20 protein-coding genes are annotated in these 20,932 nt (G+C 61.1%); 12 read left to right on the top strand and 8 right to left on the bottom strand.

Annotated features, from left to right (window positions below; translation table 11 throughout):
• The first annotated feature begins 6 nt into the window (after window positions 1-6).
• Complete coding sequence (gene flgD / locus P3C29_RS13900) at window positions 7-729, top strand: flagellar hook assembly protein FlgD (RefSeq protein ID WP_201125093.1); 723 nt, start codon at window positions 7-9, stop codon at window positions 727-729.
• 31 nt (window positions 730-760) lie between these two features.
• Complete coding sequence (gene flgE / locus P3C29_RS13895; RefSeq protein ID WP_275964732.1) at window positions 761-2,071, top strand: flagellar hook protein FlgE; 1,311 nt, start codon at window positions 761-763, stop codon at window positions 2,069-2,071.
• Window positions 2,072-2,279: 208 nt separating this feature from the next.
• Here the strand turns inward: flgE and P3C29_RS13890 are convergent, their stop codons facing one another.
• On the bottom strand, window positions 2,280-5,177 hold the full coding sequence (locus P3C29_RS13890) for a ribonucleoside-diphosphate reductase subunit alpha (protein ID WP_010165776.1): 2,898 nt from the start codon (window positions 5,175-5,177) through the stop codon (window positions 2,280-2,282).
• A gap of 731 nt (window positions 5,178-5,908) precedes the next feature.
• Between P3C29_RS13890 and P3C29_RS13885 the strand changes: the two genes are divergently transcribed.
• Together P3C29_RS13885 and P3C29_RS13880 are read left to right on the top strand one after the other, a co-directional pair.
• Complete coding sequence (locus P3C29_RS13885; RefSeq protein ID WP_201125091.1) at window positions 5,909-6,634, top strand: response regulator; 726 nt, start codon at window positions 5,909-5,911, stop codon at window positions 6,632-6,634.
• Window positions 6,631-8,241 (top strand): ATP-binding protein, encoded by a 1,611-nt coding sequence (locus P3C29_RS13880; RefSeq protein WP_275964731.1) that lies wholly within the window; start codon window positions 6,631-6,633, stop codon window positions 8,239-8,241. The genes P3C29_RS13885 and P3C29_RS13880 overlap by 4 nt, the downstream gene beginning before the upstream one ends.
• 88 nt (window positions 8,242-8,329) lie before the next feature.
• Here the strand turns inward: P3C29_RS13880 and P3C29_RS13875 are convergent, their stop codons facing one another.
• Window positions 8,330-9,046 carry a 4'-phosphopantetheinyl transferase superfamily protein gene (locus P3C29_RS13875; RefSeq protein ID WP_275964730.1) on the bottom strand — a complete coding sequence of 239 codons (717 nt, stop codon included), beginning with the start codon at window positions 9,044-9,046 and terminating at the stop codon, window positions 8,330-8,332.
• Window positions 9,047-9,226: 180 nt separating this feature from the next.
• Here P3C29_RS13875 and P3C29_RS13870 point away from each other — a divergent pair, with 180 nt between their 5' ends.
• The 3 genes from P3C29_RS13870 to P3C29_RS13860 are packed head-to-tail and all read left to right on the top strand — an operon-like array spanning window position 9,227 to window position 11,574.
• A complete protein-coding gene (locus P3C29_RS13870) occupies window positions 9,227-9,535 on the top strand; it encodes a hypothetical protein (RefSeq protein WP_275964729.1) in 309 nt (102 codons plus the stop codon).
• A gap of 18 nt (window positions 9,536-9,553) precedes the next feature.
• Window positions 9,554-10,231, top strand: a complete 678-nt coding sequence (locus P3C29_RS13865) for a response regulator transcription factor (protein WP_003214228.1) — start codon at window positions 9,554-9,556, stop codon at window positions 10,229-10,231.
• Window positions 10,228-11,574, top strand: coding sequence for an ATP-binding protein (locus P3C29_RS13860; RefSeq protein ID WP_010165788.1), 1,347 nt, complete (start codon window positions 10,228-10,230; stop codon window positions 11,572-11,574). Before P3C29_RS13865 ends, P3C29_RS13860 begins: the two co-directional genes overlap by 4 nt.
• Window positions 11,575-11,694: 120 nt before the next feature.
• Here the strand turns inward: P3C29_RS13860 and P3C29_RS13855 are convergent, their stop codons facing one another.
• Window positions 11,695-12,693, bottom strand: a complete 999-nt coding sequence (locus P3C29_RS13855) for an AraC family transcriptional regulator (protein ID WP_201125089.1) — start codon at window positions 12,691-12,693, stop codon at window positions 11,695-11,697.
• 338 nt (window positions 12,694-13,031) lie between these two features.
• Between P3C29_RS13855 and P3C29_RS13850 the strand changes: the two genes are divergently transcribed.
• On the top strand, window positions 13,032-14,366 hold the full coding sequence (locus tag P3C29_RS13850; protein ID WP_010165794.1) for a dicarboxylate/amino acid:cation symporter: 1,335 nt from the start codon (window positions 13,032-13,034) through the stop codon (window positions 14,364-14,366).
• A 150-nt stretch (window positions 14,367-14,516) separates the two neighbouring features.
• Complete coding sequence (locus P3C29_RS13845; protein WP_275964728.1) at window positions 14,517-15,698, top strand: CaiB/BaiF CoA-transferase family protein; 1,182 nt, start codon at window positions 14,517-14,519, stop codon at window positions 15,696-15,698.
• Between the two features lie 88 nt (window positions 15,699-15,786).
• Here the strand turns inward: P3C29_RS13845 and P3C29_RS13840 are convergent, their stop codons facing one another.
• Both P3C29_RS13840 and P3C29_RS13835 read right to left on the bottom strand, forming a co-directional pair.
• Complete coding sequence (locus P3C29_RS13840) at window positions 15,787-16,281, bottom strand: SprT family zinc-dependent metalloprotease (RefSeq protein ID WP_010165798.1); 495 nt, start codon at window positions 16,279-16,281, stop codon at window positions 15,787-15,789.
• Between the two features lie 129 nt (window positions 16,282-16,410).
• On the bottom strand, window positions 16,411-17,013 hold the full coding sequence (locus tag P3C29_RS13835) for a Yip1 family protein (protein ID WP_004371402.1): 603 nt from the start codon (window positions 17,011-17,013) through the stop codon (window positions 16,411-16,413).
• A 257-nt stretch (window positions 17,014-17,270) separates the two neighbouring features.
• Here P3C29_RS13835 and ttcA point away from each other — a divergent pair, with 257 nt between their 5' ends.
• The gene (ttcA, locus tag P3C29_RS13830; RefSeq protein ID WP_010165804.1) at window positions 17,271-18,095 is read left to right on the top strand and encodes a tRNA 2-thiocytidine(32) synthetase TtcA; all 825 of its coding nucleotides are present in this window, start codon (window positions 17,271-17,273) and stop codon (window positions 18,093-18,095) included.
• 67 nt (window positions 18,096-18,162) lie between these two features.
• Window positions 18,163-18,834 carry a DNA-3-methyladenine glycosylase I gene (locus tag P3C29_RS13825; protein ID WP_275964727.1) on the top strand — a complete coding sequence of 224 codons (672 nt, stop codon included), beginning with the start codon at window positions 18,163-18,165 and terminating at the stop codon, window positions 18,832-18,834.
• A gap of 102 nt (window positions 18,835-18,936) precedes the next feature.
• Here the strand turns inward: P3C29_RS13825 and P3C29_RS13820 are convergent, their stop codons facing one another.
• From P3C29_RS13820 to arsC, 3 genes are read right to left on the bottom strand one after another with little or no spacing between them, the layout of a single operon-like run.
• Window positions 18,937-19,356 carry a DUF2069 domain-containing protein gene (locus P3C29_RS13820; protein ID WP_004371393.1) on the bottom strand — a complete coding sequence of 140 codons (420 nt, stop codon included), beginning with the start codon at window positions 19,354-19,356 and terminating at the stop codon, window positions 18,937-18,939.
• On the bottom strand, window positions 19,340-19,954 hold the full coding sequence (wrbA, locus tag P3C29_RS13815; protein ID WP_275964726.1) for an NAD(P)H:quinone oxidoreductase: 615 nt from the start codon (window positions 19,952-19,954) through the stop codon (window positions 19,340-19,342). Before wrbA ends, P3C29_RS13820 begins: the two co-directional genes overlap by 17 nt.
• Window positions 19,951-20,304: an arsenate reductase (glutaredoxin) gene (arsC, locus tag P3C29_RS13810; protein WP_201125086.1), complete on the bottom strand. Its 354-nt coding sequence runs from the start codon at window positions 20,302-20,304 to the stop codon at window positions 19,951-19,953. The genes wrbA and arsC overlap by 4 nt, the downstream gene beginning before the upstream one ends.
• Before the next feature lie 115 nt (window positions 20,305-20,419).
• Between arsC and P3C29_RS13805 the strand changes: the two genes are divergently transcribed.
• Window positions 20,420-20,881: a TlpA disulfide reductase family protein gene (locus P3C29_RS13805; RefSeq protein WP_010165813.1), complete on the top strand. Its 462-nt coding sequence runs from the start codon at window positions 20,420-20,422 to the stop codon at window positions 20,879-20,881.
• Window positions 20,882-20,932: the final 51 nt, after the last annotated feature.

Genomic DNA, 20,932 nt, shown 5'->3' with positions numbered 1-20,932 from the left:
CAAATAATGGCCATTGTTGATACCAGTTCGACCAACACGGCGGTCCAGGACCTTTTCAATTCCAAGGTCAAGTCTGCTTCAGACAACGTCTCCAGCGTTTCCAGCGCTGCTACCGGCAACCAGTCGTTGGGCAAGGACGCGTTCCTGCAACTGCTGGTAACCCAGCTGAAAAACCAGAACCCGCTGTCGCCCCAGGACAACGGCGCGTTCGTGGCACAGCTGGCGCAGTTCAGTAGCCTGGAAGGCATCAACACCCTGAATGACTCGGTGAACGCGATTTCCAGCAACTTCAGCTCCTCGCAGGCGCTGCAGGCTTCATCGCTGGTGGGTCGCTCGGTGATCACCCAGACCGACAAGGCCATGGTTGATACCAGCAAGAGCATGACCGGTTCCGTGGCGGTGACGGCGGCGACGGGCAACGTCTCCGTCAAGATCACCGACAAGGACGGCAACGTCGTTCGCACCATCGACATGGGCGCCCAGAGCGTCGGCAATTCCAGCTTTGTCTGGGACGGCAAGAACGATGCGGGCGAGACCGCGCCTCCCGGCACCTACACCTTCAATGCCACTACCAAGAATGACAAGGGTGACGCGGTTGCCCTGGCCACCTCGCTGCCGGCAACGGTGACAAGCGTGACTCTGAGCCAGACCGGCGGCGAAATGCTGCTCAACCTGGCGGGCGGCATGGGCAGTATCAAGCTGTCGCAAATTCAGACTATCGGTACATAGAGCCGGCTAACTACGGCAAAAGGAGAGAACAATGTCTTTTAACATCGGCCTTAGCGGCCTCTATGCGGCCAACAAACAACTGGACGTGACCGGCAACAACATCGCCAACGTCGCGACCACCGGCTTCAAGTCGTCCCGTGCGGAATTCGCGGATATCTACGCGGCGTCCAAGTTGGGCACCGGCCAGAACAGCATCGGCAACGGCGTGAACCTGGCGGCAGTGTCCCAGCAGTTCACCCAGGGTGACGTCAACAACAGCGGCGGTACGCTGGACATGGCGATCCAGGGCGGCGGCTTCTTCGTGCAGAAGGGCAGCGACGGCTCGCTGGAGTACACCCGTAACGGTGCCTTCCGTGCAGACAAGGACGGCTACATCACCAACAACACCGGTACCTCGCGCCTGCAAGGCTACGCGGCGGATGCAGACGGCAACATCCAGAAGGGTGGCTTGACCGACCTGCAACTCAACCTGTCGTACCTGCCGCCGAAGGCGTCCACCAAGGTGGACTCCACCAGTAACCTGAACTCCTCCGAGACGCCGATCGATCAAACCCTGCACCCTTTTGATCCGACCAAGACCGACAGCTTCACCACCCAGTACTCCACCACGCTCTACGATTCGCAGGGCAACGCGCACCCGATGGTGCAGTACCTGGTTAAAACAGACGGCAACAAGTGGAGCGCCTATACGCTGATCGATGGCCGCAATCCGGATGGTTCGTCGCCTACGGGTACACCGTCCACGCCACCGGTACCGTCGACATTGACGTTTGATGGCTCCGGCAAGCTCACCGGGATTGATACCGCCGGCACGGCAGGCACCACGCTGACCATCTCCGGCTGGGTACCCGGCACCGTGACCGATGGCGTGTGGAAGGCCAACGGTGCGAGCGCCAACCCTACGGGGATTGCCGTCAACATGGCGAACATTACCCAGTACAACTCCGCCACCTACCGTAACCCGCCGACCACCGATGGCTACGCCACCGGTCAAATCACCGGGCTGAAAATCGACGGCAGCGGCGTACTGTTCGCCACGTTCAGCAACCAGCAGAGCAAGGCCATCGGCCAGATCTCCCTGGCCAGCTTCAACAACGAACAGGGCCTGCAACCTGCCGGCGGCACCACCTGGAAAGAAACCTTCGCGTCGGGCCAGCCGGGTTTTGATACCCCGCAAGTCGGTACCCTGGGTTCGATCGTGGCCAACTCCCTGGAGAACTCCAACGTCAACCTGACCAACGAGCTGGTGGACCTGATCAAGGCCCAGAGCAACTATCAGGCGAACGCCAAGACCATCTCCACCCAAAGCACCATCATGCAGACCATCATTCAGATGACCTGATGCTGTCGCTTTAAGCCGCTTCACCGGAAAGCCCCTCGATCGAGGGGCTTTTTTTTGGTCGTCTGCCGGTACGTGCGGTATGTGGTGTTCGTCGATATTGTTCCAGGCCTCTGCCCACGTTTTTGCGGGCAAAAGAAAACCCCCGATACGCCGTAGGCCTATCGGGGGTTTTTCAACCCTGGGTGGTTAGACCCAGGGTGGGCTCAGCTTATTGGCAAGCTTCGCAATCCGGCTCGTCGATCGCGCAGGCTTTAGGCACTGGCGCCGGGCCGGCAGGTGCGGCGAGTACCGAATCATCACCGTGGTTGCCGCCGCTGGAAACAGCGTTCAGCTTGCCGGTGTTGATGGTCGACTTCTCGGTGCTGGTAGCGGCCAGGGCACGGAGGTAGTAAGTGGTTTTCAGGCCACGGTACCACGCCATGCGGTAGGTCACGTCCAGCTTCTTGCCCGATGCGCCGGCGATGTACAGGTTCAGCGACTGAGCCTGGTCGATCCACTTCTGGCGACGGCTGGCCGCGTCGACGATCCACTTGGTGTCCACTTCGAAAGCGGTCGCGTACAGCTCTTTGAGTTCTTGCGGGATGCGCTCGATCTGTTGCACCGAACCGTCGTAGTACTTCAGGTCGTTGATCATGACCGAGTCCCACAGGCCGCGGGCTTTCAGGTCGCGAACCAGGTACGGGTTGATCACGGTGAATTCGCCCGACAGGTTCGATTTCACATACAGGTTCTGGTAGGTCGGTTCGATCGACTGCGACACGCCAGTGATGTTGGCGATGGTGGCGGTCGGTGCGATGGCCATGATGTTGGAGTTACGAATACCTTTCTGCACGCGGGCACGTACCGGCGCCCAGTCCAGGGATTCGTTCAGGTCAACGTCGATGTACTTCTGGCCACGTTGCTCGATCAGGATCTGTTGCGAATCCAGCGGCAGGATGCCTTTGGACCACAGCGAACCCTGGAACGTCTCGTAGGCACCGCGCTCGTCGGCCAGGTCGCAGGAAGCCTGGATCGCGTAGTAGCTGACCGCTTCCATGGACTTGTCGGCGAACTCGACGGCAGCGTCCGAACCATAAGGAATGTGCTGCAGGTACAGCGCGTCCTGGAAGCCCATGATGCCGAGACCAACCGGACGGTGCTTGAAGTTGGAGTTCTGCGCCTGTGGTACCGAGTAATAGTTGATGTCGATAACGTTATCGAGCATGCGAACGGCGGTGTTCACGGTGCGTTCCAGCTTGGCGGTGTCCAGCTTGCCGTTGACGATGTGGTTCGGCAGGTTGATCGAACCCAGGTTGCAAACGGCGATTTCGTCCTTGTTGGTGTTCAAGGTGATCTCGGTGCACAGGTTCGAGCTGTGGACCACGCCCACGTGCTGCTGCGGGCTGCGCAGGTTGCACGGGTCTTTGAAGGTCAGCCATGGGTGGCCGGTTTCAAACAGCATGGAGAGCATTTTACGCCACAGGTCTTTGGCCTGGATGGTCTTGAACAGCTTGACCTTGCCCGGGTATTCGGTGAGGGCTTCGTAGTACTCGTAGCGCTCTTCGAAGGCCTTGCCGGTCAGATCGTGCAGGTCCGGTACTTCGGATGGCGAGAACAGGGTCCACTTGCCGTCATCGAAGACACGCTTCATGAACAGGTCAGGGATCCAGTTGGCGGTGTTCATGTCGTGGGTACGACGACGGTCATCACCGGTGTTCTTGCGCAGCTCGATGAACTCTTCAATGTCCATGTGCCAGGTTTCGAGGTAGGCACACACAGCGCCTTTGCGCTTGCCACCCTGGTTAACTGCAACGGCGGTGTCGTTCACCACTTTCAGGAACGGTACAACGCCCTGGGACTTGCCGTTGGTGCCCTTGATGTACGAACCCAGTGCACGCACCGGCGTCCAGTCGTTACCCAGGCCGCCGGCGAATTTGGACAACATGGCGTTGTCGTGGATCGCGTGGTAGATGCCCGACAGGTCATCCGGCACGGTGGTCAGGTAGCAGCTCGACAGCTGTGGACGCAGGGTACCGGCGTTGAACAGGGTCGGGGTCGACGACATGTAGTCGAAGGACGACAACAGGTTGTAGAACTCGATGGCACGGTCTTCTTTCTGCTTCTCTTCAATCGCCAGGCCCATGGCCACGCGCATGAAGAACACTTGCGGCAGTTCGAAGCGGATACCGTCCTTATGGATGAAGTAACGGTCGTACAGGGTTTGCAGGCCCAGGTACGTGAACTGCTGGTCGCGCTCGTGGTTGATTGCCTTGCCGAGTTTTTCCAGGTCGAAGGTGGCCAGGACCGGGTTCAGCAGTTCGAATTCGATACCCTTGGCGATGTACGCAGGCAGGGCCTTGGCGTACAGGTCGGCCATCTCGTGGTGGGTGGCGCTGTCGGCGACTTTCAGGAAGCCCAGGCCTTCGGCACGCAGGGTGTCCATCAGCAGGCGCGCGGTCACGAACGAGTAGTTCGGCTCACGTTCAACCAGGGTACGGGCGGTCATCACCAGGGCGGTGTTGACGTCGGTCAGGGCCACGCCGTCGTACAGGTTCTTCAGGGTTTCACGCTGGATCAGGTCACCATCGACTTCTTCCAGGCCTTCGCAGGCCTCGGTGATGATGGTGTTCAGGCGGCCCAGGTCCAGCGGTGCAAACGTACCGTCGGCCAGGGTGATGCGGATCGACGGGTGAGCTTGTACGGCAGCTTCTTCGGCCGGGGAGCGTACGGCACGTTCCTTGGCGCGGGAGTCACGGTAGATCACGTAGTCGCGGGCAACTTTCTGCTCGCCGGCACGCATCAGGGCCAGTTCGACCTGGTCCTGGATTTCTTCGATGTGGATGGTGCCGCCCGATGGCATGCGACGCTTGAACGTTGCGGTGACCTGTTCGGTCAGGCGGGCAACGGTGTCGTGGATGCGCGACGAGGCAGCAGCGGTGCCGCCTTCAACTGCAAGAAACGCTTTGGTGATGGCGACGGTGATTTTGTCATCGGTGTAAGGAACGACAGTGCCGTTACGCTTGATCACACGCAGTTGGCCGGGCGCAGTGGCGGACAGATCCAGGTTCGAATCAGCGGCCTGCGGCACGGAGCCTTGCGGGTTCTCGCGAGTTGTGTCGGTTTGCATGGGGGGTTGTCTCCACATTCTATATTTATTTGGGCACCATCACGGTGCCCACCGTTCCGTCCTGAAGCACTTACAACAGGCCTGGGCCTGGCATAACAACTTCGGGACAGGAGGAAGGGAGCTGTTCGCGCCGCTTCCATGCCGAAGTCTTCGGTTACAAGCCTTGGGGCTCTTTACCGTATTCCTGGTGGGTGACAGTTTCGTACTGCAACACCCGTACCGTTTTCGCCTGATCGGGACAGAAAACGGCTGCCATCCGCGTGCGCGGTTTGGTCTTCTGAAAAAGGCTTAAGTTCAACCAAACAGGAGCAAGAAAGGACTTGAGTTTCTTGTCTGATTTGTGTTTGGTCTTTTCGCTGAAAACCCTACATGTAGGGTTTTTTTTGCGACGACCTACAAGATAATGCGTTTTGGGGTGCTTAGCAACGGACTACCTGTGGATAACGCTGTGGGTAAAATGTGTATGAAACGTGGAACAGCCGTGTAGGCCGCAGTACTGCTGCATTGCGCCGTTTGTCACCGGATATTCCGAGGTGAAAACACCTGGTTGAATTTTTGCGGGCGCGAACCCTATCACAAAAAAACACGATGTCCGAACGCATTTGCGCGCTTGTGCTGGAGGGCTGGCTCATGGCTACAATCGTCCTTTAATTCACGCAATATCTTGTTCACTCCACATGACAACTGTAGGAGCAAGCCCGCTCCTACAATAATGAGAACCGAGGTAACGCATGGAGCAAGAAGCCTGGCAGGTATTGATTGTCGAGGACGACGAACGACTGGCCGAGTTGACCCGTGACTACCTGGAGAGCAACGGCCTGCGGGTGTCGGTGGAGGGTAATGGCGCCCTGGCGGCGGCACGGATCATCGCCGAACAGCCGGACCTGGTGATCCTCGACCTGATGTTGCCCGGCGAAGACGGCCTGAGCATCTGCCGCAAGGTGCGCGAGCACTATGACGGGGTCATCCTGATGTTGACTGCGCGTACCGACGACATGGACCAGGTGCTGGGCCTGGACATGGGCGCCGACGACTACGTGTGCAAACCCGTGCGCCCACGCCTGTTGCTGGCGCGGATCCAGGCCCTGCTGCGGCGCAGCGAAAGCGTCGAGCCGGCCACGCCCGAAAAACAGCGGCGCCTGCAGTTCGGCCCGCTGGTGGTGGACAACGCCCTGCGTGAAGCCTGGCTGCACGAAGGGGGCATCGAGCTGACCAGTGCCGAATTCGACCTGCTGTGGCTGCTGGTGGCGAATGCCGGGCGGATCCTGTCCCGGGAAGAAATCTTCACCGCCTTGCGCGGCATTGGTTATGACGGCCAGGACCGCTCCATCGACGTGCGCATCTCGCGGATCCGCCCGAAAATCGGCGACGACCCCATCCATCCGCGGCTGATCAAGACCATTCGCAGCAAGGGCTACCTGTTCGTCCCCGAAGCTGCTGCTGACCTTGCGCCGTGAACTCGATCTTCCTGCGCATCTACGGCGGCATGTGCGCGGCCCTGATTCTGGTGGCGTTGCTCGGCGTACTGGCCTTGCACCTGCTCAATGAAGTGCGCAGCGGCCAGTACCGCGAGCGCCTGGCCCACGGCACCTTCGCGCTGATGGGCGACAACCTGCAACCCATGAGCGCCATCGAGCGCCGCCGCGCGCTGGCGGTGTGGGAGCGCTTGCTGGGCATCCCGCTCGAGTTGCAGACCGTGGCCGAAGCGCACCTGGACCTGAGCCAGCGCACCCGCCTGCAACGCGGCCAGGTGCTGGTGGAGCAAACCGGGCCTCACGCAGCGAGGGTGCTGCGGTTGGTCAGCGACCAGGAACAACTGTTGCTCACCGGTGAAGTGCAGCAAATCAGCGAACAGCTGGCCCGCGCGACTATTTACCTGCTGGCCGATGAGCTGGTGCGTTTCCCGGTGGCCGAGCAGCCGCAGAAACTCGCCGACCTGAAAGAGGCCAAAGGCTTTGGTTTCGAGATGCACCTGGTGATGCCCGATCAGGCGGATATGGATGATGACCAGCGCCGCCGGGTGTCCGAAGGCGATACCGTGATGGCCCTGGGCAAGGGCGGCGACTCGATCCGGGTGTTTGCCGGCATGGTCGGCACGCCGTGGGTCCTGGAAATCGGGCCGCTGTACCAGATGAACCCTTACCCGGCGCAATGGCTGATCCTGATCGCGCTGATCAGCCTGACCCTGATCGGCTTGATCGTCTATTTATTGGTGCGCCAACTGGAGCGGCGCCTCAGTGGCCTGGAGGCCGCCGCCACGCGTATCGCCAAAGGCAGCCTGGAAGTGCGGGTGCCGGCCCGGGGTGCCGATTCGGTCGGCCGCCTGGCAGCGGCATTTAATGGCATGGCCGAACACCTGCAACGCCTGCTGGCGATCCAGCGCGAACTGGTGCGAGCGGTGTCCCATGAACTGCGCACCCCGGTGGCGCGCCTGCGATTCGGCCTGGAGATGATCGGTGACGCGGCCACGCCTGAAGCGCGGCGCAAGTACATGGAAGGCATGGACAGCGATATCCAGGACCTCGATGGCCTGGTGGACGAAATGCTCACCTACGCGCGGCTGGAGCAGGGTTCGCCGGCGCTGGACTTCCAGCGGGTCGACCTCAGTGCGTTGCTTGATCAGGTGATTGAGGAGCTGTCGCCGCTGCGCCCGGAAATCAATGTGGCACGGGGCATCTGCCTGTCATCGGCCCACTGGGACGATGCGTGGGTGGAAGCCGAGCCGCGCTACCTGCACCGTGCCCTGCAAAACCTGGTGAGCAACGCCATGCGCCATGCCCAGGGGCAAGTGCTGATCAGTTACCAGGTGGGCCAGGTGCGCTGCCGCATCGACGTGGAAGATGACGGGCCGGGCGTGCCGGAAAGTGCCTGGGAGCGGATCTTCACACCGTTCCTGCGGCTGGACGACAGCCGCACCCGTGCGTCGGGCGGGCACGGGTTGGGATTGTCGATTGTGCGGCGGATCATCTATTGGCACGGCGGCCGGGCATTGATCAGCAAGAGCAACAACCTGGGGGGCGCGTGTTTCAGCCTGAGTTGGCCAAGAGACCAAGAGAAAACCTGAAACGGCCATCGCAGGCAAGCCAGCTCCCACATTTTGCAGTGTGAACCCGATCAAGGGTGGGAGCTGGCTTGCCTGCGATGACGGTGCTTCAGGCGCTGACGGCCACCAGGCTCAACAACTGCCCGCCATCCACCGCAAACTGCGCCTCCAGCTCCTTGCCATGGCACCACTCGGCGGACAAGTCCGTCAGCAACCGCAGTCGCGCATGGCCGGTATCCGACCATTCCAGCAACTCGGCATGCTCAAAATAGAAGCGCTTCTGCACGATCGGGTAGAGCGCCTTGAACAGGCTCTCCTTGGCCGAAAACGTCAACGTCACCACCTGCGCAATCTGCTCCCGCGGCCCGGCCGCCATACGCTGCAGTTCATCCGGCGTCAGGATTTCCCCGGCCAGGCGTTCCGCCCGCTCCAGGGTCAGCAGGTTTTCCAGGTCCATCCCCAGCCCGCGCCATTGGGCCTTGTGGGCGACGATGGCCGCCGCATGGCCGGTGCTGTGGGTGATCGACCCACTGATGTGGGCGGGCCAGACCGGCGCGCGGTCCTCGCCAATCGCCGGCACGCAATCGAGCCCATCCAGTTGTTGCAGCGCGGCGCGGGCACATAGCCGACCGGCCAGAAACTCCGCCTGCCGCTTGGCCACCGAACGCTGGATGCTCGCGGGCGGCGGCACGGCGCTGCGCTGGAAGTCGCCGATGACCAGCAGGGCCGGGTCAAAACGGGTGCTCAGCAAGACCGTGCCGGGCAAGGCGACGGGCAACGGCCAATGGGCATCAAGTGGGGTGCAGCAAGCGGGTAGGGAATTCATGCCGGGTATTTTGCCGAGTTGGAGGGCCGCTGGATAGCCTGCGGCCGGGGATACGTAAATAACTCTTTACACAGTAGCCGGCCTCGGTTCAGCCCAGGTTCAGAGAGTGTTCAGGGGGAGTTCAGGGGCGTCTGCGTAGTCTGGCCCCGTACCCAAAGCCAAAGCGTATGAGGTAGCACCATGACTGCGATCAAGAAGCTGATGTTGGCGTTAACCATGCTCAGTGCCACTGCTGGCGTGCAGGCCTCTGACGCGAGTTTCGCGGGTTTCTCCAAAGAGAAGAGCAAAAAGCCCTACAGCCTGCTTCAGCGGGTGAGCTTTGAAGATGCCGGCGAACACGCCGCCCCCTGGGGCCAGTCCCTGGGCCAGCACACTGCGCAGTCGGACTATCGCGTAGGCAATGAAAACCTGTCAGGTCACTTCAACGGCAGTAAACTGCGCCAGCAAGACCTGCAGGGCCGCTATGATATACCCCAGTTGGAAAGTTGATTTGCCTTGGAGAGCTTTATGAAATTGCTGGTTGTCGAAGATGAGGCGTTGCTGCGTCATCACCTGTTGACCCGCCTTACCGACAGCGGTCACGTGGTCGAGGCCGTCGCCAATGCCGAGGAGGCGCTGTACCAGACCGGGCAATTCAACCATGACCTGGCGATCATTGACCTGGGCCTGCCGGGCATGGGCGGCCTGGACCTGATCCGCCAACTGCGCGCCCAGGCCAAAACGTTTCCGATCCTGATCCTGACCGCCCGCGGCAACTGGCAGGACAAGGTCGAAGGCCTGGCCGCCGGTGCCGACGACTACGTGGTCAAGCCGTTCCAGTTCGAAGAGCTGGAAGCACGGATGAACGCACTGCTGCGCCGCTCCAGCGGGTTTACCCAATCGACCATCGTCGCCGGGCCGTTGCTGCTGGACCTCAATCGCAAGCAGGCGTCCCTCGACGAACAGCCACTGGCGCTGACCGCCTACGAATACCGCATCCTCGAATACCTGATGCGTCACCATCAGCAGGTGGTCGCCAAGGACCGCTTGATGGAACAGCTCTACCCCGATGACGACGAGCGTGATCCGAACGTCATCGAAGTGCTGGTGGGCCGCCTGCGTCGCAAGCTGGAAGGCCCGGCAGGGTTCAAGCCGATCGACACCGTGCGCGGCCTGGGCTACCTGTTTAATGAGCGCTGCCGTTGATTCGCTCGTTACGTGTGCGGTTGATGCTCGCGGCCACCACCCTGGCCGTGCTGTTTATGCTGGCCTTGTTGCCGGCCATGCAGGGCGCCTTCAGCCTGGCCCTGCAAGACTCCATCGAGCAGCGCCTGGCGTCGGATGTCACGACGCTGATTTCGGCTGCCCGGGTTGAAAACAATCGCCTGCTGATGCCCGCGCAGTTGCCGGATGAGCGCTTCAACCTCACCGACAGCCGCCTGCTGGGCTACATCTATGACCGCGAAGGCCACCTGGTCTGGCGTTCGCGTGCCACCCAGGAAGAGAACATCAACTACAAGCCGCGCTATGACGGGCGCGGCAACGAGTTCGCACGGATTCGCGAGGCCAACGGCCAGGAATTTTTTGTCTATGACGTCGAGGTCAAGCTGCTGGGCGGCAAGAGCGCGGCGTTCAGTATTGTCGCCCTGCAACCGGTGCGCGAATACCAACTGACCCTCGAAGGCCTGCGGGAAAACCTCTACCTGGGTTTCGGCGCCGCCTTGCTGGTGCTGCTCACCCTGTTGTGGCTGGGCCTGACCTGGGGCCTGCAAGCGCTGCGCCGGCTGAGCCAGGAGCTGGATGAGATCGAAGGCGGCACCCGGGAAAGCCTCAGCGAGCAACACCCCCGCGAACTGCTGCGCCTGACCGGCTCTCTCAACCGCTTGCTCCACAGCGAGCGTGAGCAACGCACCCGTTACCGCGATTCTCTGGACGACCTGGCCCACAGCCTGAAAACCCCGTTGGCAGTGTTGCAGGGCGTGAGCGAAGACATGGCCCAGCGCCCCGAAGACCGGGACCAGGCCTGGGTGCTGCAATCGCAGATCGAGCGCATGAGCCAGCAGATCAGCTACCAGTTGCAGCGCGCCAGCCTGCGTAAAAGCGGCCTGGTGCGTCACCAGGTGCGGCTGGAGCCGGTGCTGCAAAGCCTGTGCGATACCCTGGACAAGGTCTATCGCGACAAGGGTGTGAAGGTGGCTTTCGATTTGCCGGACGACTGTGACGTGCCGATCGAGAAGGGCGCCTTGCTGGAACTGCTCGGCAACCTGCTGGAAAACGCCTACCGCCTGTGCCTGAGCGAAGTGCGCATCAGCTTGCAGGAAAGCCTGGAAGGCACCGAGCTGTGCATCGAAGACGACGGCCCCGGCGTGCCACCGGACCAGCGTGCGCGCATCCTGCAACGGGGCGAGCGGCTCGACCGCCAGCATCCGGGGCAGGGCATTGGCCTGGCGGTGGTCAAGGACATCATTGAAAGCTACAGCGCACGGTTGACCCTGGGGGATTCACCGCTAGGGGGGGCCGCGTTCAAGATTCACTTTCCGGCCGTGTGATCTTTATGGCTGCACCGGCCTCATCGCAGGCAAGCCAGCTCCCACATTGTGACTGTGTCCACAAATCAAACTGTGGGAGCCGGGCTTGCCCGCGATGAGGCGGGTACTGGCAACGCTTATCTAACTTTCCTGCGCTCTATAGGCCCCCGGCGTCAGCCCGGTCCACTTCTTGAACGCCCGATGAAACGCCGACGGTTCGGAAAACCCCAACTGCTCGGCGATTTCCTGCAGCGACAAATCCGCCCGTCCCAAATGATAAATCGCAATGTCCCGGCGCAATTCATCCTTGAGCGCCTGAAAGCTGGTGCCTTCTTCCCGTAAATGCCGACGCAGGGTCTGCGGGCTGATATGCAGGTGCTGGGCGACGGCTTCCAGGTCGGGCCAGGGCGTACGGTCGCGGCTTAACAAGCGCCGCAACTGGCTGCTCAAACTGTCGCCTTCATCCGGGCGTGACAACAGGTCGGCCGGTGAACGTTCGAGGAAATGCTTGAGGGTGCGCTCGTCCTGCAACAGCGGCAGGCTCAGGTAGCGGCTGGGAAACACCAGGCTGCTGGCGGGCGCCGAAAACACCTGCGGGCAGGGGAACAGCAAGTCGTACTCAGTGGCGTGGGGCGGCATCGGGTAGCTGAAGGTGGCCTGGTCCAGGCGGATACGCTGGCCGATCAGCCAACTGCCGAGGCGATGCCAGATCACCAGCAGGCATTCGCTGAGGAAGTGATCCGGGTCCCAGAGCTGCGAATCATCCAGGCTCAAGCGGGCCATTTCCCCCTCGCGCGTCAGGCGCCAGCGCGGACCCTGCGGGAATAGGCTATAAAATAATAGACCGCGCTCCAGAGCCTTCTCCAGGGTGCGGCAATGAATCAGCGCGTGGCACATCATGGCGAAAGTGCCGCGCTTGCTCGGGCCTTCGGCGAAACCCAGGTATTCGTCATCCAGCGCCAACCACAGCATCTGCAGCAGCCGGGTGAATTGTTCCGGGGCGATGCGGGCGCGGGGTTCGCTCAGCAATTCCGGGGTAATGCCCACTTGCTGCAGCAGGCCCGAGTAATCGAAACCGGCCCGGCGCGCACCGCCGAGGGCGGCCCGGGCGTAGTGACTGGCGATGGTACGTTCACGCATGAGGGGCCTCGTCCATTGAGTGGCGGATGTTAGCCATCCTGTGCGGGGGCAACAAGGCGGATATCCGCCAAATTGTAGGACGAGATCGGGCGTGTAGGCGGAAACCCGCCACTGTCTACAGGCGCTGTCTGAAGCTGAAAATCCCCCGAGCGCTGATGTCTAAAGGCCTTCAGCGGTTTTCAGCCAATGTGGCACGACGCTTGCGATACAGAGCGCAGGGAGACCGGCCTTGAGCGGGCTCTCAAACAACAAATCCCTCCAGTGCAGGAGGGTTCGCAATTCAAGTGTCGTGGGCAATGGCGGATATTTGCCACACGAGACGATTGAGGAACTTTGCAATGACGACTCGTCAGCCACTGTACAAATCCCTGTATTTCCAGGTGATCGTTGCAATCGTTATCGGTATTTTGCTCGGTCACTTCTACCCGCAGACCGGCGTGGCCCTCAAGCCACTGGGTGACGGCTTTATCAAGCTGATCAAAATGGTCATCGCCCCGATCATCTTCTGCACCGTTGTCAGCGGCATCGCTGGCATGCAAAGCATGAAATCGGTCGGCAAAACCGGCGGCTACGCGCTGCTGTACTTCGAAATCGTTTCCACCATCGCCCTGCTGATCGGCCTGGTCGTGGTCAACGTTGTGCAACCGGGCGCCGGCATGCACATCGACGTGGCTACCCTGGACGCTTCGAAAGTCGCGGCCTACGTGACTGCCGGTGCAGACCAGAGCATCGTTGGCTTCCTGCTTAACGTGATCCCGAACACCATCGTTGGCGCGTTCGCGACCGGTGACATCCTGCAAGTGCTGATGTTCTCGGTGATCTTCGGTTTCGCCCTGCATCGCCTGGGTGCCTACGGCAAGCCGGTGCTGGACTTCATCGATCGTTTCGCCCACGTGATGTTCAACATCATCAACATGATCATGAAGCTCGCGCCACTCGGTGCCCTGGGCGCCATGGCGTTCACCATCGGTGCCTACGGTGTAGGTTCGCTGGTGCAGTTGGGCCAGTTGATGATCTGCTTCTACATCACCTGCATCCTGTTCGTGTTGATCGTGCTGGGTGGCATCTGCCGCGCTCACGGCTTCAGCGTCCTGAAACTGATCCGCTACATCCGTGAAGAACTGCTGATCGTACTGGGTACTTCCTCGTCCGAGTCCGCACTGCCACGCATGCTGATCAAAATGGAACGCCTGGGCGCCAAGAAGTCGGTAGTGGGCCTGGTTATCCCGACTGGCTACTCCTTCAACCTGGACGGTACTTCGATCTACCTGACCATGGCTGCCGTGTTCATCGCCCAGGCGACTGACACCCACATGGACATCACCCACCAGATCACCCTGTTGCTGGTACTGCTGCTGTCCTCCAAAGGCGCGGCTGGCGTAACCGGTTCGGGCTTCATCGTACTGGCCGCTACCCTGTCGGCTGTTGGCCACCTGCCGGTTGCCGGCCTGGCGCTGATCCTGGGTATCGACCGCTTCATGTCCGAAGCCCGCGCACTGACCAACCTGGTAGGCAACGCCGTTGCGACCCTGGTTGTGGCCAAGTGGGTCAAGGAACTGGACGAAGACAAGCTGCAAGTCGAACTGGCTTCCGGTGGTCGCGGTATCTCCGAGACCCGTGAAGAAGACGACCTGGGCGTGGCCGAAGGCCCGACCCCAACCGCCGTCAAGTAAGGCTGCACCGCGTGTAAAAAACCCATCTTCGGATGGGTTTTTTTATGCCTGTTCGAGCACAACGGTCACTGTTGGTGTTGGTTAAGGTGATTGCCGGTTTCTGCCGGGATTGCCTACTCTGTGACTCATCGAACCGGAATCGGAGTGTTCATGTCAGGCCCCTTGGCGTCCCTCAAAGTACTGGATTTCTCCACCTTGCTGCCGGGGCCGTTTGCCTCGTTGCTGCTGGCCGACATGGGCGCCGAGGTGCTGCGCATCGAGTCGCCCACGCGCATGGACCTGCTGCGGGTGTTGCCGCCCCATGACCAGGGTGTATCGGCCAGCCATGCCTACCTCAATCGCAACAAACGCAGCCTGGCCCTGGACCTCAAGCAGGCCGAGGCCGTGGCGATCGTGGGGCAGTTGGTGGCGGACTACGACATCGTGCTGGAGCAATTTCGTCCCGGGGTGATGGAGCGCCTGGGCCTGGGCTACGAGGCCTTGAAGGCGATCAACCCGAAGCTGATCTACGTCTCCATCACCGGCTACGGCCAGACCGGCCCCTACAAGGACCGCGCCGGCCATGACATCAACTACCTGGCCCTGGCCGGTATCGCCAGCTACACCGGGCGTCAGGACAGCGGCCCGTTGCCCCTGGGCGTGCAATTGGCGGATGTGGGCGGCGGCTCGTTGCACGCGGTGGTCGGCTTGCTGGCGGCGGTGATCGCCCGGCAGCACAGCGGAACAGGGCAATACCTGGACGTGAGCATGACCGACTGCGCGTTCAGCCTGAATGCCATGGCCGGCGCGGGTTACCTGGCGTGTGGCGTGGAGCCGGCGTGGGAGAACCAGGTGCTCAATGGCGGCAGCTTCTACGACTATTACCGTTCGCGGGAAGGGCGCTGGTTGTCGGTGGGCAGCCTGGAGCCGGCCTTTATGCAGCAGTTGTGTACGGCGCTCGGGCGGCCGGAGTTGGCCGCGCAGGGCTTGTCGCCCAAACCCGAGCAGCAGCAAGCCCTCAAGCGGGCGTTGCAGGTCGAGTTCGAGAAACGCAGCTTTGATGAGCTGTGTGCGTTGTTTGCCGGAATTGATGCGTGTGTCGAACCGGTATTGGGCCTGAGCGAGGCCGTCGAGCACCCACAGTTGAAAGCCCGGGAGCTGGTCAGCCAGGTGCCGCGGGGCGATGGTTCCGCACAGGCGCAGATAGCCTGTCCGCTGAAGTTTTCCGAAGGCTTGCCGGCGGCCAGGCACATCGGAGCGGCATTGGGCGCTCACAGCGATGAGGTGTTGGCAGAGTTGGGCTTCAGTGCTCGGCAGATAGACGATCTGCGGCGTGCCAAGGTGATTCAGTAGCGCCTGGGCTGACGCTATCGCAGGCAAGCCAGCTCCCACAGTTGAAATGCATTCCAATGTGGGAGCTGGCTTGCCTGCGATGAGGCCCTTATTCCACCCTGGTTTCCCCGGTAAACACCAAAGTCTGCCGGCACCTGCGGCACAAATACCGCCGCCCCTGGCTTACCAGCCCATGACGCTGGGGCGAAAACGGGAAGTCGCTGTCGGCACACGGGCAGCGGTAGATATACCGCGTCACCCGCCGCCGCTGGATTTCATAGGTGTGGCAGCGATCCGGCGGCAGTTCGTAAACCCCACGCATGATCAACTGCCATTCCTCGCCATGGGGCTGGATGTGCTCGCCGAACAATTGGTGGGCAATCAGGTGCGCCACTTCATGGGCGACCGTCTGTTTAAGGAAGTGTTGGCTGTTTTCACGGTACAACTGCGGGTTGAAGCGCAGCAGGTTCTCGTGCAAATGCGCGACACCGGCCTTCTGGCCCCGCAGCTTGAGGCTGACCTGGGGGCGTTTGAAGCTTCGTTTGAAAAAGGATTCGGCTTGCAGGAAACAATCTTCGACGCGGGTATTGAGTTGCTCGGGCATGCTGTACATATCTCCAGAGACGTCCAGTATGCCGCAAACCAGGGTGTATCCGAATCTGTCAGGCGCCGAATGGTCATGCATAACGCACAAAGCCACCTTGCGGTGGCTTTTCCTGCGGGTTGAACCGCGTCAGTTGGTGTAGATCGGGCCTACGCCCAGGCCCCAGACGATCACGGTAAAGGCCATGATCGCCACCAGCACCACCAGGCCTACCGCCAGCACCGAGCTGGAAAACAGAAAACCTTCGTCCGGATGGATATTCATGAAGGTCGGCAGCCCTACGTACAACAGGTACACCGTGTAGCAAATGGCGGCCGTGCCGACGACCATCCCCAGCCACATATGCGGGTACAGCGCGGCCAGCCCGCCGATAAACAGCGGTGTCGCGGTGTAGGTGGCAAACGCCACGCAGCGCGCCATGCTGGGGTTGGCGTCATAGGTGCGGGCCATCCAGTGAATGAACGCGCCCATCACCGCCACGCCACCGAGCATCGCGGCGTAAGACATGAGGGTCATCCACAACGCGCTTTCCACCGTCAGCATCACCGGGGCGCGGCTGCCGATGACCCAACCTACCTGAGTGGTACCGATAAAGGCTGATACAGCGGGGATCGCCGCGAGGATCAGCGTGTGGGTGAGGTACATGTGGCCGATGCTTTCTTCTTTATCGCCACGAATTTCCCGCCATTCCTGATCGGGGTGGGTGAAAAGTCCCACGACGTGATGGATCATGCCAGTCACTCCTGTCGTTATTACCATCGCCCCCCAGTGGAGCGCCCACGGGCCAATTGGCCTGAAAGGTCTGGATATATGTGCGACCTTATGTCGCAGTATAGGAAGTGATGACCTGAAAAACTGTAGGGCTTTAGAGCAAATTGCGCTGTAAACATTGGGCTTAATCGCGGCGGGGTCTGTTAATTGGAACTCGCTCGCCCATCCCGGTAAAATACCCGGCTTTTCGTCACACACCTTTCGCGGATCCAAGCGCCATGGGCACTCTTACGGTCAACCAGAACAAACTGCAAAAACGCCTGCGTCGCCAGGCCGGTGAGGCAGTCGCCGATTTCAACATGATCGAAGAGGGCGACAAGGTCATGGTCTGCCTGTCCGGCGGCAAGGACAGCTACACCATGCTCGACGTGCTGATGCACCTGCAAAAGGTTGCGCCGATCAAGTTCGAGATCGTCGCGGTGAACATGGACCAGAAGCAGCCGGGTTTTCCCGAGCATGTGCTGCCGGCCTACCTCAAGGAATTGGGGATCGAGTACCACATCGTCGAGAAAGACACCTATTCGGTGGTCAAGGAACTGGTCCCGGAAGGCAAGACCACCTGCTCGCTGTGCTCGCGCCTGCGCCGGGGCACGCTCTACACCTTTGCCGACGAGATCGGCGCGACCAAGATGGCCCTGGGTCATCACCGCGATGACATCGTCGAAACGTTCTTCCTGAACATGTTCTTCAACGGCAGCCTCAAGGCCATGCCGCCCAAGCTGCGGGCCGACGATGGGCGCAACGTGGTGATTCGCCCGCTGGCGTACTGCCATGAGAAAGACATCCAGGCGTACTCCGACCTCAAGCAATTCCCGATCATCCCGTGCAACCTCTGTGGCTCCCAGGAAAACCTGCAACGCCAGGTGGTCAAGGACATGCTCCAGGACTGGGACCGCAAGACTCCCGGCCGCGTCGACAGCATCTTCCGCAGCTTGCAGAACGTGCAGCCCTCGCAGTTGGCCGACCGTAACCTGTTCGACTTCACCAGCCTGCGTATCGACGAAAGTGCCGCATCGCGCTTCGTCAACGTAGTGAACCTCTGAGCCATTTCACCGCTCTGACAGACGGCGCTCCTGGGCGCCGTTTTCATTTCAATCCTTAGGAGAGGGCATGCGCGATTACAAGTGGCTGCACGAATATTGTCTGAACCGTTTCGGTTCGGCGGCCGAGTTGGAAGCCCATCTGCCCGTGCCCCTGACCCCGGCGAAACTGCGCAAGATCAGCGATGACCGCTACCTGTCGACCCTGTCGCTGCGGGTGTTTCGCGCCGGCTTGAAGCACAGCGTGGTCGACGCCAAGTGGCCGGCATTCGAGCAGGTGTTCTTTGGGTTTGATCCGGAAAAAGTCGTGCTGATGGGTGCCGAACACCTGGAGCGGCTGATGCAGGACACGCGCATCATCCGCCACCTGGGCAAGCTCAAGAGCGTGCCGCGCAATGCGCAGATGATTCTGGATATCGAGAAGGAAAAGGGCAGTTTCGGCGCGTTGATCGCTGACTGGCCGGTGACCGATATCGTCGGCCTGTGGAAGTACCTGAGCAAGCACGGCCACCAGTTGGGCGGGCTGTCGGCGCCGCGCTTTTTGCGGATGGTGGGCAAGGACACGTTCGTGCCGAGCTATGACGTGGTGGCGGCGCTGAACGCGCAGAAGATTGTCGACAAGGTACCGACCAGCCTGCGGGACCTGGCCACGGTACAGGGCGCGTTCAACCAGTGGCATGCCGAAAGCGGGCGGGCGATGTGCCAGTTGTCGATGATGTTGGCCTACACCGTTAACCACTGAGCCTGACAAATAACCCTGTGGTGAGGGGCTTTTGTGGTGAGGGGGCTCGCCACAACAAGCTCCCCAGCCACATTGATGGCGGCTTTGCCTGAATAAATGCATTCAGGCAGGCAAACCTTCCCCCGCCAACCGCCGATTCAACTGATGACGGTACCGCACATACATCAACGCCGTGCAGAACACCGCCAGGCTCGCCAGCATTTCCAGCACGCCAAACCATTGCCGGTTCGGGTCATACGCCGCCAGCGCGCCCTTGATGAAGTACAAGTTCACCACAAAGCACATCCACGAATGCCCGCGCGCGCTGCCCAGAATCATCCCCGGTGCCAGTAACAGCAGCGGCACCAGTTCGATCAGCAGAATCACCCACGGCCGCGCGCCATGCAGGTCGGCGAACACCAGGTAGTAGGCGCACAGCAACCCCACCAGACCCAGAAACGCCAGCAGGCTCAGCGCCCGCATCGCCTTGACCCGTGGCTCCAGCCAGGCTTGGGGCGGGAGTACCTTAGGCTTCCTGGCCACGGCCGTTCTCCAGTAGCGCGGCGGTCTTCGCCAGGCGCAGGCCGAGGGCGCGGCACAGGGCGATCTCGTGCTGATCCAGCGCACGCTTGCCGTCGGCACCGGAGTGGTGGCTGGCGCCGTAGGGCGTACCGCCGCCTTTGGTGTCCAGCAACGCCTGTTCGCTGTAGGGCAGGCCGGTGATCAGCATGCCGTGGTGCAATAGCGGCAGCAGCATCGACATCAGCGTGGTTTCCTGGCCGCCGTGCAGGCTGGCGGTAGAGGTGAAGACACCCGCCGGCTTGCCGACCAGGGCGCCGGTCAGCCACAGGTTGCTGGTGCCGTCGAGAAAGTACTTGAGCGGCGCGGCCATGTTGCCGAAACGGGTCGGGCTGCCCAGGGCCAGGCCGGAACAGTTCTGCAGGTCGTCGAGGCTGCAGTACAGCGGACCGTCGACCGGAATGCTCGGCGCCACGGCTTCGCACTCGCTGGAGATGGCCGGCACGGTACGCAGCCGCGCCTCTAGCCCGGCTTGCTCGATGCCCCGGGCAATCTGCCGGGCCATTTCGCTGACCGAGCCGTTGCGGCTGTAATACAACACCAGCACATACGGCGCACTCACGAAACCAGCTCCAGGACATTCTCCGGCGGGCGGCCGATCACGGCCTTGTCGGCGGTTTCGAGGATCGGGCGCTCCATCAGTTTCGGATGAGCGGCGATGGCGGCAATCAACTGCGCCTCGCTGAGGCTGGCGTCGGCCAGGTTGAGGGTTTTGTAGTCGTCTTCGCCAGTACGCAGCAGTTGTCGCGCGCTGATCTTCAATTTGCCGAGCAAGGCCTGCAATTGCGCGGCGTCGAGCGGGGTTTCCAGGTAGCGCACCACGTTGGGTGTGAGGCCACGGGCCTCCAGCAGTTCGAGCGCACCGCGGGATTTCGAGCAGCGCGGGTTGTGATAAAGCGTCAGATCGGTCATGTGCGGGTCGCATCTTGCGTAAGGTGGCGGGTATTCTACCCGCGCTGCGCCACGTCCTTAAACCATGAGAGGCGATAGGCCGCAGCCAACGTTCATTTTTACGAAGGATTACCCCATGACGAGGCGACTGTTAGGCGCATTGGCAATCATCGGCACACTGCTGCTCAGCGGCTGTGGCAATGATTATGGCGTTGACCAATACGGTCAGAAAGTGGCCGCCGAACGCCTGGACAAGCAATGGCTGGTGGTTAACTACTGGGCCGAGTGGTGTGGCCCGTGCCGTACCGAAATCCCTGAATTGAACGCCTTGGCCGAACAGCTCAAGGGCCAGTCGGTGGGGGTGTTCGGCGTGAACTTCGACAACGCCCAGGGTGAAGAGCTCAAAAGCGCCAGCGAGAAACTGGGCATCAAGTTCACCGTACTGGCGCAGAACCCGGACGAAATCTTCGACATCCCTCGCAGCGAAGCCTTGCCGGTGACCTACATCATCGATGACAAGGGCAAGGTGCGCGAGCAACTGATGGGTGAGCAGACGGCGGAAGGTGTGTTGGCCAAGCTCAAGGCGCTGCGCGGTTAAAAAATGTGGGAGCGGGCTTGCTCGCGAATGCGGTGGATCAGTCGATGTATC

This window comes from Pseudomonas sp. 1912-s, assembly GCF_029269205.1.
Taxonomy (GTDB): Bacteria; Pseudomonadota; Gammaproteobacteria; order Pseudomonadales; family Pseudomonadaceae; genus Aquipseudomonas.
This window is presented reverse-complemented; position numbering and strand designations above follow the sequence as displayed.

Coding starts and splice junctions, on each gene's coding strand:
- P3C29_RS13825 (WP_275964727.1), top strand. CDS start 18,163: ATGCGCGATTACAAGTGGCTGCACGAATATTGTCTGAACCGTTTCGGT.
- P3C29_RS13875 (WP_275964730.1), bottom strand. CDS start 9,046: ATGAATTCCCTACCCGCTTGCTGCACCCCACTTGATGCCCATTGGCCG.
- P3C29_RS13885 (WP_201125091.1), top strand. CDS start 5,909: ATGGAGCAAGAAGCCTGGCAGGTATTGATTGTCGAGGACGACGAACGA.
- ttcA (WP_010165804.1), top strand. CDS start 17,271: ATGGGCACTCTTACGGTCAACCAGAACAAACTGCAAAAACGCCTGCGT.
- P3C29_RS13855 (WP_201125089.1), bottom strand. CDS start 12,693: ATGCGTGAACGTACCATCGCCAGTCACTACGCCCGGGCCGCCCTCGGC.
- P3C29_RS13870 (WP_275964729.1), top strand. CDS start 9,227: ATGACTGCGATCAAGAAGCTGATGTTGGCGTTAACCATGCTCAGTGCC.
- P3C29_RS13890 (WP_010165776.1), bottom strand. CDS start 5,177: ATGCAAACCGACACAACTCGCGAGAACCCGCAAGGCTCCGTGCCGCAG.
- P3C29_RS13805 (WP_010165813.1), top strand. CDS start 20,420: ATGACGAGGCGACTGTTAGGCGCATTGGCAATCATCGGCACACTGCTG.
- arsC (WP_201125086.1), bottom strand. CDS start 20,304: ATGACCGATCTGACGCTTTATCACAACCCGCGCTGCTCGAAATCCCGC.
- P3C29_RS13845 (WP_275964728.1), top strand. CDS start 14,517: ATGTCAGGCCCCTTGGCGTCCCTCAAAGTACTGGATTTCTCCACCTTG.
- P3C29_RS13850 (WP_010165794.1), top strand. CDS start 13,032: ATGACGACTCGTCAGCCACTGTACAAATCCCTGTATTTCCAGGTGATC.
- flgD (WP_201125093.1), top strand. CDS start 7: ATGGCCATTGTTGATACCAGTTCGACCAACACGGCGGTCCAGGACCTT.
- P3C29_RS13835 (WP_004371402.1), bottom strand. CDS start 17,013: ATGATCCATCACGTCGTGGGACTTTTCACCCACCCCGATCAGGAATGG.
- P3C29_RS13840 (WP_010165798.1), bottom strand. CDS start 16,281: ATGCCCGAGCAACTCAATACCCGCGTCGAAGATTGTTTCCTGCAAGCC.
- P3C29_RS13865 (WP_003214228.1), top strand. CDS start 9,554: ATGAAATTGCTGGTTGTCGAAGATGAGGCGTTGCTGCGTCATCACCTG.
- flgE (WP_275964732.1), top strand. CDS start 761: ATGTCTTTTAACATCGGCCTTAGCGGCCTCTATGCGGCCAACAAACAA.